10 protein-coding genes and 1 rRNA gene are annotated in these 11,910 nt (G+C 44.0%); 10 read left to right on the forward strand and 1 reads right to left on the reverse strand.

Annotation, left to right across the window (positions count from 1 at the left end; genetic code table 11):
• Window positions 1-495: 495 nt before the first annotated feature.
• The 9 genes from nuoH to F6K63_RS31955 all read left to right on the forward strand — a co-directional run bounded on the left by nuoH (window position 496) and on the right by F6K63_RS31955 (window position 9,793).
• Complete coding sequence (nuoH, locus tag F6K63_RS31915; protein WP_008185031.1) at window positions 496-1,614, forward strand: NADH-quinone oxidoreductase subunit NuoH; 1,119 nt, start codon at window positions 496-498, stop codon at window positions 1,612-1,614.
• A gap of 196 nt (window positions 1,615-1,810) precedes the next feature.
• Window positions 1,811-2,413 carry an NAD(P)H-quinone oxidoreductase subunit I gene (gene ndhI, locus F6K63_RS31920; protein ID WP_287314301.1) on the forward strand — a complete coding sequence of 201 codons (603 nt, stop codon included), beginning with the start codon at window positions 1,811-1,813 and terminating at the stop codon, window positions 2,411-2,413.
• A gap of 188 nt (window positions 2,414-2,601) precedes the next feature.
• The gene (locus tag F6K63_RS31925) at window positions 2,602-3,216 is read left to right on the forward strand and encodes an NADH-quinone oxidoreductase subunit J (RefSeq protein ID WP_287314296.1); all 615 of its coding nucleotides are present in this window, start codon (window positions 2,602-2,604) and stop codon (window positions 3,214-3,216) included.
• Window positions 3,217-3,338: 122 nt separating this feature from the next.
• Window positions 3,339-3,650, forward strand: a complete 312-nt coding sequence (nuoK, locus tag F6K63_RS31930) for an NADH-quinone oxidoreductase subunit NuoK (protein ID WP_008185025.1) — start codon at window positions 3,339-3,341, stop codon at window positions 3,648-3,650.
• A gap of 315 nt (window positions 3,651-3,965) precedes the next feature.
• The gene (locus F6K63_RS31935; protein WP_287314298.1) at window positions 3,966-4,658 is read left to right on the forward strand and encodes a rhomboid family intramembrane serine protease; all 693 of its coding nucleotides are present in this window, start codon (window positions 3,966-3,968) and stop codon (window positions 4,656-4,658) included.
• Window positions 4,659-4,981: 323 nt separating this feature from the next.
• Window positions 4,982-6,388, forward strand: a complete 1,407-nt coding sequence (gene leuC, locus F6K63_RS31940; protein WP_287314300.1) for a 3-isopropylmalate dehydratase large subunit — start codon at window positions 4,982-4,984, stop codon at window positions 6,386-6,388.
• An 11-nt stretch (window positions 6,389-6,399) separates the two neighbouring features.
• Window positions 6,400-7,002 carry a 3-isopropylmalate dehydratase small subunit gene (gene leuD, locus F6K63_RS31945; protein WP_008185019.1) on the forward strand — a complete coding sequence of 201 codons (603 nt, stop codon included), beginning with the start codon at window positions 6,400-6,402 and terminating at the stop codon, window positions 7,000-7,002.
• Window positions 7,003-7,309: 307 nt separating this feature from the next.
• A complete protein-coding gene (locus tag F6K63_RS31950; protein WP_008185017.1) occupies window positions 7,310-8,608 on the forward strand; it encodes an RNA-guided endonuclease InsQ/TnpB family protein in 1,299 nt (432 codons plus the stop codon).
• 159 nt (window positions 8,609-8,767) lie between these two features.
• Window positions 8,768-9,793, forward strand: a complete 1,026-nt coding sequence (locus tag F6K63_RS31955; RefSeq protein ID WP_008185013.1) for an N-acetylmuramoyl-L-alanine amidase-like domain-containing protein — start codon at window positions 8,768-8,770, stop codon at window positions 9,791-9,793.
• A gap of 186 nt (window positions 9,794-9,979) precedes the next feature.
• Here the strand turns inward: F6K63_RS31955 and glyQ are convergent, their stop codons facing one another.
• On the reverse strand, window positions 9,980-10,858 hold the full coding sequence (gene glyQ / locus F6K63_RS31960; RefSeq protein WP_008185010.1) for a glycine--tRNA ligase subunit alpha: 879 nt from the start codon (window positions 10,856-10,858) through the stop codon (window positions 9,980-9,982).
• Window positions 10,859-11,788: 930 nt separating this feature from the next.
• On the opposite strand from glyQ, the gene F6K63_RS31965 reads away from it, so the two are divergent.
• Window positions 11,789-11,910 (forward strand): 16S ribosomal RNA (locus F6K63_RS31965); the annotation flags it as partial.

Genomic DNA, 11,910 nt, shown 5'->3' on the forward strand with positions numbered 1-11,910 from the left:
AGATAGCTATAGGCAAGATAGCTATAGGCAAGTTTACAGACTAGATTTTCCGCAACTGGATGCCGGGAAACCAGCACCTGCGGTTCTAAGATCAGAGGAAAAGCGGGATCGGCAGCAGCGGTATCAATACAGCGCGTTCGCGTAGCGTAGCCCGAAGGGCTAATCGCTCAAGCGCGGAAGCTGAGGCCGTAGGCCACGCTTTGCGTTCGCGTAGCGTCGGCTTTGCCGAAACGCTTCCGGAGCGAAGCGTGACCAAAGGTCAATCGCATTCCCATCCAATTCCTGATGAACCCTATATATAAAAACAATAGCGATATACCTATCCTAGCAATGCTTTAGGTCTAGGATAGACAATGAGTGATTGGGTGGTGGGGAGAAATTCAGCTCTCAAGTATATACTAGACACTGAAGTTCTCCAAAAATCTTCATAAAGAAACTTATACCAACTGATACCAGCGGTATCGATGGTCTCAATGATAACCTTAATGGGAAAATATGAATCCAGGAATTGACCTCCAAAGCAGTTTTATTCAATCGCTGAGTGATCTAGGCATCCCCGCTGGTGCAGCTAAAGCCATTTGGATGCCATTACCCCTATTTCTAATGATTACCGTTGCCACCGTAGGGGTTTTGGTAGTGGTCTGGTTAGAACGAAAAATTTCAGCTGCTGCTCAACAGCGCATTGGTCCAGAATACGCTGGCCCTCTAGGGGTACTCCAGCCTGTAGCAGATGGCATCAAACTCGTCTTCAAAGAAGATGTTATTCCAGCCAAATCTGACTCTTTATTATTCACCCTCGGACCAATCCTGGTTGTACTGCCGGTATTTATCTCCTACCTGATTGTACCGTTTGGACAGAACTTGGTAATTACCAATGTGGGCACAGGCATATTCCTATGGATTGCCCTGTCGAGCATTCAGCCGATTGGTCTGTTAATGTCTGGCTACGCCTCTAATAATAAGTATTCCTTACTCGGAGGCTTAAGAGCTGCAGCTCAGTCTATCAGTTACGAAATTCCTCTAGCATTAGCGGTTCTAGCTGTTGTCATGATGTCCAACAGCCTCAGCACCATTGACATCGTTGATCAGCAATCGGGATACGGCATTCTGGGTTGGAATATCTGGCGTCAACCAGTGGGTTTCCTAATTTTTTGGATTTCGGCCTTGGCAGAATGCGAGCGACTCCCCTTTGACTTACCCGAAGCAGAAGAAGAACTGGTAGCTGGCTATCAGACAGAATACGCTGGGATGAAATTTGGTTTGTTCTATGTCGGTTCCTACGTCAATCTCGTGTTATCTGCCTTGCTCGTAGCAGTGCTCTATCTCGGTGGGTGGGAGTTCCCCATTCCTCTCGATAAGCTTGCGGGCTGGCTAGGTGTGAGTGAAACCAGTTCCTGGTTGCAGGTGATTACTGCTTCTTTAGGGATTACCATGACCCTGCTAAAGGCTTACTTCCTGATCTTTACAGCTATTCTGTTACGCTGGACACTGCCCCGGGTTCGGATTGACCAATTGCTTAACTTAGGCTGGAAGTTTCTACTACCAGTAGCTTTGGTAAATCTTCTATTAACTGCTGCTCTTAAATTGGCATTTCCAATTGCATTTGGTGGTTAGTTATTAGTTATATCAAGTCCTTTTACTGGCTACTTTTTTAGTAAAAGTTAAGAATTAACAAGTAACGAAAAAACGATAGTAATAAGTAGTAAAACGGACAAGATATACTTAAAAAAGTACATAATTTAGGAATCATAAATCAGTACTACAATACTCAGCAAGACCATCAAGAGAGAGACACTAAACTATTATTATGCTGAAGTTCCTCAAACAGGTTGGCGACTACGCTAAAGAAACTGTGCAAGCTGCTCGCTACATTGGTCAAGGGATATCGGTGACTTTTGATCACATGCAACGGCGTCCAATTACAGTACAATACCCTTACGAAAAACTAATCCCCTCTGAGCGCTATCGCGGTCGGATTCATTTTGAATTTGATAAGTGTATTTCCTGCGAAGTCTGTGTGCGGGTTTGTCCGATTAACTTGCCAGTGGTAGATTACGAATTTGATAAAGCTACTAAGAAGAAAAATCTCAAGCACTACAGTATAGATTTCGGAGTTTGTATTTTCTGTGCTAACTGCATTGAATACTGCCCCACTAACTGTCTATCAGCGACGGAAGAATATGAAATTTCTACCTACGACCGTCATGAGTTGAACTATGATAATGTAGCCCTGGGACGCCTCCCCTATAAAGTTACCCAAGACCCAATGGTAACTCCTCTAAGGGAATTGGCTTATCTACCGAAAGGGGTTATGGATCCTCATGATTTGCCAGCAGGTTCTCAAAGGGCTGGTATGCGTCCAGAGGAAATTCTCGAGCAAATGCAATCAAAAGAAGAAGACGTTAAGAGTTAGTTCTTAGTCATTGGTCTTTTAAAAGTTGTTCGCGTAGCGTGGCCAAAGGCCAAGGTTGAAGGTTGAAGGTTGAAAATTTAAAGTTGAAGGTTGAAGGTTGAAGGTTAACTAGTGACTGTTGACTGTGACCAATGACTTATCACTAATAACGATTAGCCAAAAATATATCACGAGGAGATAAGCTAAGCATGAATCTAGCGGAAGGGGTTCAGATAATTTCCGTTGCCATACTATCGGTGATCATGATTGGGGCGGCTTTAGGGGTTGTCCTTCTTTCCAACATTGTATACTCAGCGTTTTTACTGGCTGGTGTTTTCATCGGTATTTCTGGATTGTATATTCTGCTAAATGCTGACTTTGTAGCAGCAGCACAGATATTAATCTATGTTGGGGCGGTTAATGTCCTAATTTTATTTGCCATCATGTTGGTGAATAAGCGAGAAGATTTTCAACCAATGACTAAGCGGTGGGTGCGCACTGGATCCACTGCTATAGTCTGTATTGGTTTGTTTGCGCTTCTGAGTACAATGGTTTTGGCAACGCCATGGTCAGTTGAAATTGATCCAGCTATGGTTGTTACTAATACTGCTGTGGAGATTGGTCAGCATTTTTTCAGTGACTTTTTATTGCCGTTTGAGCTAGCTTCTGTACTTTTGTTAATGGCAATGGTAGGGGCAATTATCATAGCTCGTCGGGATTATATTCCTGAGGAATTGGTTTCGAGAGATCAGGAAATTGCTACAGCTTTGACCTTGCCTGAACGTCCTCGGGAGCTTGCTTCTGTCCCAGGTGATTCTAAATAAGACAACAGTTTAGTGTTTGTTAGTGTTTGGTTGAAGGTTGACTGTCAACGATCAAGGGTCAACAACCAAGCATTAATTACCCATTGAAAAGCTACTATTACCTACATAAAACATCATAATTTATGGAACTTCAACTCCAATACTTTTTACTGCTTGCTGCTGCTTTGTTTTGCATCGGTATTTATGGTCTAGTAACTAGCCGCAATGCCGTGCGAGTGCTGATGTCTATTGAGCTAATGCTGAATGCGGTCAACCTGAATTTAATGGGGTTCTCTAATTTTATGGACTCAGCAGGCATTAAGGGTCAAGTGTTTACTGTTTTTGTAATTACCGTAGCAGCTGCAGAAGCGGCGGTGGGTTTAGCTATTGTGCTGTCGATATATCGTAATCGGGATACGGTGGATATGGAACAATTTAATCTGCTGAAGTGGTAGATTCAACAAAAGCTAAACATAGGGCGTTGCTAAATTATGGAATGATTTAAGGTAAGTGGTAACTGGTAAGTGGCAACTGACCCAACTAGACTTGATATTATTCCTTAGATCAGCAACGCCAAAATCTAGCACTCCTCAATCAGCTGACCTATTGTAGTTCACAAATCAAGTTTGAGTTAACTTGAGAACAGTGTGATCATAAACGGGGGTTGAAAACTGACTGCTTAGCAAAAGCTCAAAGATTAGTTAATTTTGTAAACTGGCTTTAGAATCTGGTGTGAATATTTCGGTGAACTCATAAAATAAAAACGAATTATGGTACCCCTAAGAGACGAAAACCCAATCACAATCACGCCATATATTACTATCATTCTGATTGCTATTAATATTTTAGTATTTATTTATGAACTGAGCTTAAGTAAACCAGAACTCGACACGTTTTTTAGGCTTTATGCTGTGGTACCTAGGGAGTTAACCGCTAGTTTCGATGGTATTCCTGTAGGCCAGCCTGTGCCAGAACCCTTGACTCTGATCACATCCCAATTTCTCCATGCTGGCTTTCTTCATGTTGGCTCCAATATGTTATTTTTGTGGATTTTTGGTAACAACATTGAAGAAAAACTTGGGGGGATAAGGTTCTTAATTTTTTATCTCACTTGTGGGGCTTTAGCCGCGTTAGCCCAATGGTTTTTCTCGGCTCTATCTCCTATTCCTGCTTTAGGAGCTAGTGGAGCAATTGCTGGAGTTATGGGTGCCTATATTCTCAGGTTTCCTAATGCTAAAATCCTGACTCTAGTGCCCCTATTTTTCATATTTTTTGTAGCTAGGATACCAGCTGTATTTTATCTAGGGTTTTGGTTTCTACAGCAAGCGTTTAATGGCATAGCTAGTCTGGGAGCCCAGGCTCAAGTGGGAATGGAGGGGGGAGGAATTGCTTACTGGGCTCATGCTGGTGGATTTGTGTTCGGAGCTATCCTTGGTCCAATCTTAGGTTTATTTGATGATTAGTGATTGGTGGGGATGGGGAAGCCTTCAGCAGTCAGCACTCAGCAGTCAGCACTCAGCTTTCAATAACATTGATTAAAGAAATTTACCGGTTTTATTCAAAAGCTGTTGTCGTAGCTTGCCCATAATAGCCCATAAGCTGCATGCTGATAGCTAATGGCTGATAGATGATAGATGATAGCTGAATAATTATAGGGAAGCTGTTAATTTTTTTAGCAAAAATGTCAAACCTGTGTTGAACAGGACATATTTTAGAATAGAATGTGAAATCTGGGGGTAAAATACATTACCCCTGTCTTGGATTCCAGGTAAGAAGCCTTTTCTAAATGAGCGCGAGAACACTGTTTGACAAAGTTTGGGATTTACATAGTGTTGGCACGTTGCCTTCGGGTCAGACTCAACTATTTATTGGTTTACACTTAATTCATGAAGTTACTAGTCCCCAAGCCTTTGCGATGCTGCGGGAACGGGGATTGAAAGTGCTGTTTCCGGAACGAACTGTGGCAACGGTAGACCATATTGTTCCGACGGAAAACCAAGGTCGTCCGTTTGCTGATGTCTTGGCAGAGGAGATGATGCAAGCGTTGGAAAACAGTAGTAAGGAGTTTGGGATTCGATTTTATAATATCGGCTCTGGAAATCAGGGCATTGTCCATGTGATTGCTCCGGAACAAGGGTTGACTCAGCCAGGCATGACGGTGGCTTGCGGGGATTCCCATACTTCGACTCATGGTGCGTTTGGTGCGATCGCATTTGGAATTGGTACCTCTCAAGTCCGTGATGTCTTAGCCTCCCAAACCTTGGCATTGTCTAAGCTTAAGGTTCGCAAAATAGAGGTGAATGGTAATTTACGCCCAGGGGTTTACCCGAAAGATGTGATCTTACACATCATCCGTAAATTAGGGGTCAAAGGTGGCGTTGGCTATGCCTATGAATATGCTGGTACTACTTTTGAACAGATGTCGATGGAAGGACGGATGACTGTGTGTAATATGTCCATCGAGGGGGGCGCTCGGTGTGGCTATATTAACCCGGATCAGGTAACCTTTGACTATCTTAAGGGGAAAGATTTTGCTCCCAAGGGCGCAGATTGGGATCAGGCGGTAGCTTGGTGGAACAGTATCCGGTCCGATGACGATGCGGTGTATGATGATGTGGTTGAATTTGAAGCGGCAGACATTGCGCCTACAGTGACCTGGGGAATTACACCGGGTCAAGGAATTGCCGTTAATGAAACCATTCCGATACCGGAGAATTTGCCAGAAACAGAAAGAGCGATCGCACAACAAGCCTATGAGTACATGCAGCTAACTCCAGGCACAGAAATTCAAGGCACAAAGGTGGATGTGTGTTTTATCGGTAGCTGCACCAATGGTAGACTGACTGACCTGCGAGAAGCCGCTAAATTTGCTCAAGGTCATCATGTGGCTGAGGGAGTCAAAGCCTTTGTGGTTCCAGGTTCGGAACGGGTTAAGCAAGAAGCAGAAGCAGAAGGACTCGATCAAGTCTTTGTGGAGGCTGGGTTTGAGTGGCGAGAGCCTGGATGCTCGATGTGTTTGGCAATGAATCCGGACAAACTCCAAGGGAGTCAGATTAGTGCTTCGTCTTCTAACCGCAATTTTAAAGGTCGCCAGGGGTCTTCCACGGGACGGACGTTGTTGATGAGTCCAGCTATGGTTGTAGCCGCAGCCGTTAAAGGGGCAGTGGCTGATGTTCGGGAGTTGATGGTATAGGAGCAGGTCTGATGAGTAGTGAAGTAAAGATGATTACCGGAACAGGAATTCCTGTAGTAGGGAATGATATCGACACCGACCGGATTATCCCAGCTCGATTTTTGCGCTGTGTGACCTTTGATGGTCTCGGACAACAGGTTTTTGTTGATGACCGCGCTCAAGCTAACGGACAACATCCCTTTGACCAACCCCACTATCAAGGTGCAACGGTTTTAGTAGTAAATGGTAACTTTGGCTGTGGGTCTTCACGGGAACATGCCCCTCAAGCGATATCTAAATGGGGGATTCAAGGAATTGTCGGAGAGAGTTTTGCCGAAATCTTTTTTGGTAACTGCTTGGCGATAGGGCTTCCCTGTGTGACCGCTGACTCGGAAACCGTCAAGCAATTACAAACAAGCCTCCATGAGAATCCTGAAATCCCGATGACCTTGGATTTGGAAGAGATGCAAGTCTATTGTGGTGAGTTGCAGGCTTCTGTGTTTATGGAGGATGGACCAAGAAACATGCTGCTGACTGGGACTTGGGATACTTGTGGACAACTGGTTGCTCAAGTAGAAGCGATTCGATCCACAGCGGCTAGGTTGCCTTATATGGATTGGGGAGTTGTTTCTTAGTAGCTGATTAACTAGGATCTGCTTAACTAGACATAACTTGACCGAAGACCCTGAGGGCGCAAGCCCCTGGATTCTATCCCGGAGACGAAACCTTAGGAGAGTGGAGCCTTTATGGTTGGCAGGCTATGCATAAAAAGGTTAAAACTTATTGATTAAGGCTCCACTCTCCTTACGGTAACTTCAAACCATGGGGTTAGCCCGAACGGGAATTTATTCCCTAACTGTTCGGGAACTTTTACTTCAATAGTTCGACTATAATAGTAAGTAAAGAAACTACAGCAAAGGAGGTGATAGTAAAGTGCTGGGAATGGAGTTCAAGGCTGTCTTAAAAGAGAGTCAGAAAGTAGCAATAAATGAAGCTATTAGAACAGCTCGCTTTGTCAGAAACAAGGTGCTCCGATTCTGGATGGATAATCGTGGAATTGGAAAGAAAGAACTCTATCGATACAACACTCAATTAAGGGATGAATTTGAATTTGTCAAACATCTTAACAGCCATGCTTGTCAAGCATCTGTTGAAAACGTAGAACGTGCTATTAAACGCTTCTTTGATAACTGTAAAAAGAAAGTCCCGGGGAAGAAAGGGTATCCAAAATTTAAGAAGCATTCTAGGTCAGTCGAGTATAAGCAATCTGGATGGAAGTTATCCCCAGATAGTAAGTCGATAAAATTCACGGACAAAAAGGGGATTGGGCAAGTAAAGCTCAAGGGTACCTGGGACTTATGGCGATTCGACCCTAAGCTCATAAAGCGGGTTCGCATAGTCCAAAGAGCTGATGGCTACTACATTCAATTTTGCGTGAAAGTTGATACTTCAGAACAATTACAAGCCACTGGCTGTAATGTCGGCCTAGATGTTGGCTTAAAAGAGTTTTATACGGACTCAGATGGATATGCAGAACCCAATCCTAGATTTTACCGAAAAGGCGAGAAACGATTAAAGTTCTATCAGCGTCGGGTTTCTCGAAAAAAGAAAGGCTCTGCTAACCGAAAGAAAGCCATTAATAGACTAGGCAGGACACACCTCAAAATAAGTAGGCAACGTGAAGAACATGCCAAGAGACTGGTTAGAAGTTACCGTAAGATAGTGGAGCCTTATTACAAAAGATTTAACCCTTTTATGCAAAGCCGAACACCCATAAAGGCTCCACTATCTAAGGTTTCGTCTCCGGCAAGTTGCGTAATCAGGTCTAACGACCTGGTCGCTTACGAAAATTTGAGGGTTAAAAACTTAGTTAAAAATCACTGTCTCGCCAAGTCTATTAATGATGCAGGTTGGTACCAGTTTAGGGAATGGTTGGAGTATTTTGGTCAAAAGTTTGGTCGGATAACTGTCGCAGTTAATCCTGCTTATACAAGCCAGAATTGTTCCAATTGTGGTGAGGTGGTCAAGAAGTCATTATCAACTCGAACCCATGTCTGTAAGTGTGGGTGTCGGCTAGATCGCGACCACAATGCCGCCAAAAACATCCTAACTAGAGCCTTGAGTACCGTGGGGCACACGGGAACTTTAATTAACGCTTGGGGAGAATTGGCCTCTACTCTTCCTGATTCCGGTCTGGTTGAGCAAGTCAGCTCGTTGAACCAAGAATCCCCTAGCTTCTAGCTATGGGGAGTGTCAAAAATGCTGAACAGGAAAATAATTTTGTGGAGCCTAAAGTTGCCAGTGAAATAGTTAACACTGACCAGTGAATAAATATGGGTTAACAGATCAAAAGTGGTTCTCCCTTCGCATTCGGTTTAGGGTAGGTTTGTAGGTTTAAGAATGAAAAAAAGCTTGAGGCTAGCTGCGGTTTTTTATATACTCACGTGTTGTGTGGCTTCTGGTTTAGTATCTCAAGCTACTGTTGAGTCAGAATCTGGTCAACTAGGCCATAAACGATTAATTACTAGCAAATTAATTACTAGCACTATATCCGAATCATTAAAGGATAGGGCTGAGTCACTGATGATAGCCCAATTTCCCCTACCAGAAATTAGTGACCCAGCAGATAAAAAGCGTTTCGAGCAGGTGATGGAGTATGCGATCGCAAACCACTTGTCTGAGCGGACGCTCCCAGAGATCATGCAAGCGATCGCACAGCAATTTTTGGGCGCAAGCTATAAAGCTCACTTATTAGACCAAGCCAGTCAAGAAACTTTAGTTATCACCCTCAATGAATTTGACTGCGTCCTTTTTGTGGAAACCATTCTAGCCCTAGCGCGAGGGATAACCGTAAAGGATTATTCTCAGCAGACCTTTGTCAATCACCTTCGTGACCAGCGTTATGGGGATGGTAATCTAAATGGCTATTGCAGCCGATTACACTATTTCTCTCAATGGATTGATGACAATCAGAGAAGGGGCACAGTTAAAAACATAGCGCTAGATTTAGGAGGAGTATCCCGCCAGAAAACCCTCAACTACATGAGTAAACACAGGGGTAAGTACCCATCTTTAGTAAGTGATGAGTCAAATTACCAGTGTATAGTAGCCATGGAAGCTAATCTGAAGCAGACAACTGTTAATTTCATTCCCCATGATCAGATTAGGAAAGCCTACAATCAACTGCAACCAGGGGATATTATTGGCATTGCTACTACTATTCCTGGTCTAGATGTCACCCACACTGGCTTAGTGTATCGTACTGCTGATGGGAATATCGGTTTTATTCATGCATCACCTGCCGGTAGAGTCACCATTGCCCGTGATTTACAACGGTATGCCAGACATGTTAGACATTCCCTTGGGATTGTAGTCGCTCGACCCGTTGATCCAGCAATTCCAAGCACTAGCAATATCCTCCAGTGACAGGGGTCAAGAGTGCCAGGACTTACCTAGTAAATCTAGATGTGGTGTGAGTTAATAAAGCACCCTACTACCTATAGGTTTCGATGCCCATTTTTGCGTAAGTCCTGGCGAATACACTCTCAGTCGTGATTACTGGTAGGAATGCCTTGCTGCTACCGATTGGGTCAAGCTCTTTGTGTTCTAGATTCAAGCTATGGTCTGTTTATTGAGCGGGAACCCTAACATCTCTCGTTGTTGCAAATAGAGTTGAGCCACTCGCCTTGCTAGATTGCGAATTCTACCGATATAACGAGTTCGCTCAGTCACTGAAATCACACCCCTAGCGTCCAGTAAGTTGAAAGTGTGAGAACACTTCAGAACGTAGTCTAGTGTAGGCATAACAAGTCCTCGCTGGGTTAGTTGTTCTGCCTCTTGCTCGTAAAGACCAAATAGCGTGAACAGTAAATCTGGGTTAGAGGATTCAAAATTATAAGTACATTGTTCAACTTCTCCCTGAAGGTGAACATCTCCATAGCTAATTTGGTCATTCCACTGGATTTTAGTAAAAGCCTCTACTTCCTGGAGATACATAGCTAATCGTTCCAAACCATAGGTGATCTCAATGGGTACAGGACGACAATCAATGCCACCACACTGTTGGAAGTAGGTAAATTGAGTAATTTCCATGCCATCTAACCAGACTTCCCAGCCAACTCCCCAAGCCCCTAGGGTAGGAGATTCCCAATTGTCTTCAACAAAGCGAATGTCATGGTCTTCAGGGCAAATACCTAAAGCTTTGAGGGAATCTAGGTAAATATCTTGAATATTATTCAGTGACGGCTTGATCAGTACTTGGTATTGGTAGTAGTGCTGGTAGCGATTCGGGTTTTCGCCGTAGCGTCCATCGGTAGGTCTTCGGCATGGTTCAACATAAGCAACTGACCAGGGTTCTGGACCAATAGCTCTCAAGAATGTATGAGGACTCATCGTCCCTGCTCCTTTCTCGGTATCGTAGGACTGGGCAATCAAGCAACCATGTTTTGCCCAGAATTGATTCAATGTTGCAATCACTGATTGAAAATTCACTGACACCTCCAGTGTTTGGTAACGGTAACTTATGGCCAAGACATTTCTTGATGCAAAGGGCGAGTGGGGAGGGGCTGTGTGGGTCACGCCGTGATTCTCCTTTCTCCTTTGGAGACGCTGCACGAACAGAGACACTAAGTAAACGCACCTTGTAAGCCCCGTGGAAACCAGGCCAGTTGCTAATGGGTTAAACCCTGTAATAAAGCCATTTTCTCCCCAAGACCACCCTGCATACCTATTTATTCTGGCGCAAATGCCTTGTCAGAGCTAGGTTAGTAAGTTGTTCAACAATGGATTTCATGGTGCCAGTGCAAAGGGCTCTTCACTAATCTTGCCTCTGATGAATCCTGGACAATTACCGTAAATCCAGGTGAATTTCCCATTTCACTCGCGAGCATCGCAGCAGTCCCAATCCGCACTTACAGGCAGGATCGACAGACACGCCCGTCACCAGGTATGTATCTAAGATATACAAGAATTCCCAAAATAATGCTGCCGACTCCCGACTCCCGAACCAAATCTAAAGAAGCTACCCCTGTGACCTGAGAGCTTCCCCCTCTTCCCCTGGTCAGACCTCCGAAATGGATTCAAAAAAAAAATTAAAAATTCTAAAACCCTTGCCATACCTATGCTTCAAGGATTTATCAAGAAAAAAGTTTCGGTTTTAGGTTGACAAACGCTTTTTTCCCCTGTAAATTAGTAAATGGCGATGAGGAAAGCCAAGCGCACCGCACCGCCCCGAACCAAGAAAAATCTATAGTTTGAGAGCCAATATACGGTCGCTACTCGTCAAGAAATTTTCAGGTTAATCTGACCTAATTATAGGACAGATTGGCCAAAACTAAAACCTAAAATTCCGAACTGGTTCGAAGTTAACAGTTATTATTACTGTTTACTAAGAGTCAGGGAAAGAAAAAAAACAACTTGAGTACCATGGAGAGTTTGATCCTGGCTCAGGATGAACGCTGGCGGTATGCTTAACACATGCAAGTCGAACGCCCCTTCGGGGGAGTGGCGGACGGGTGAGTAACGCGTGAGAATCTGCCTTCGGG

This window comes from Moorena sp. SIO1G6 (assembly GCF_010672795.1).
Lineage (GTDB): Bacteria > Cyanobacteriota > Cyanobacteriia > Cyanobacteriales > Coleofasciculaceae > Moorena > Moorena producens.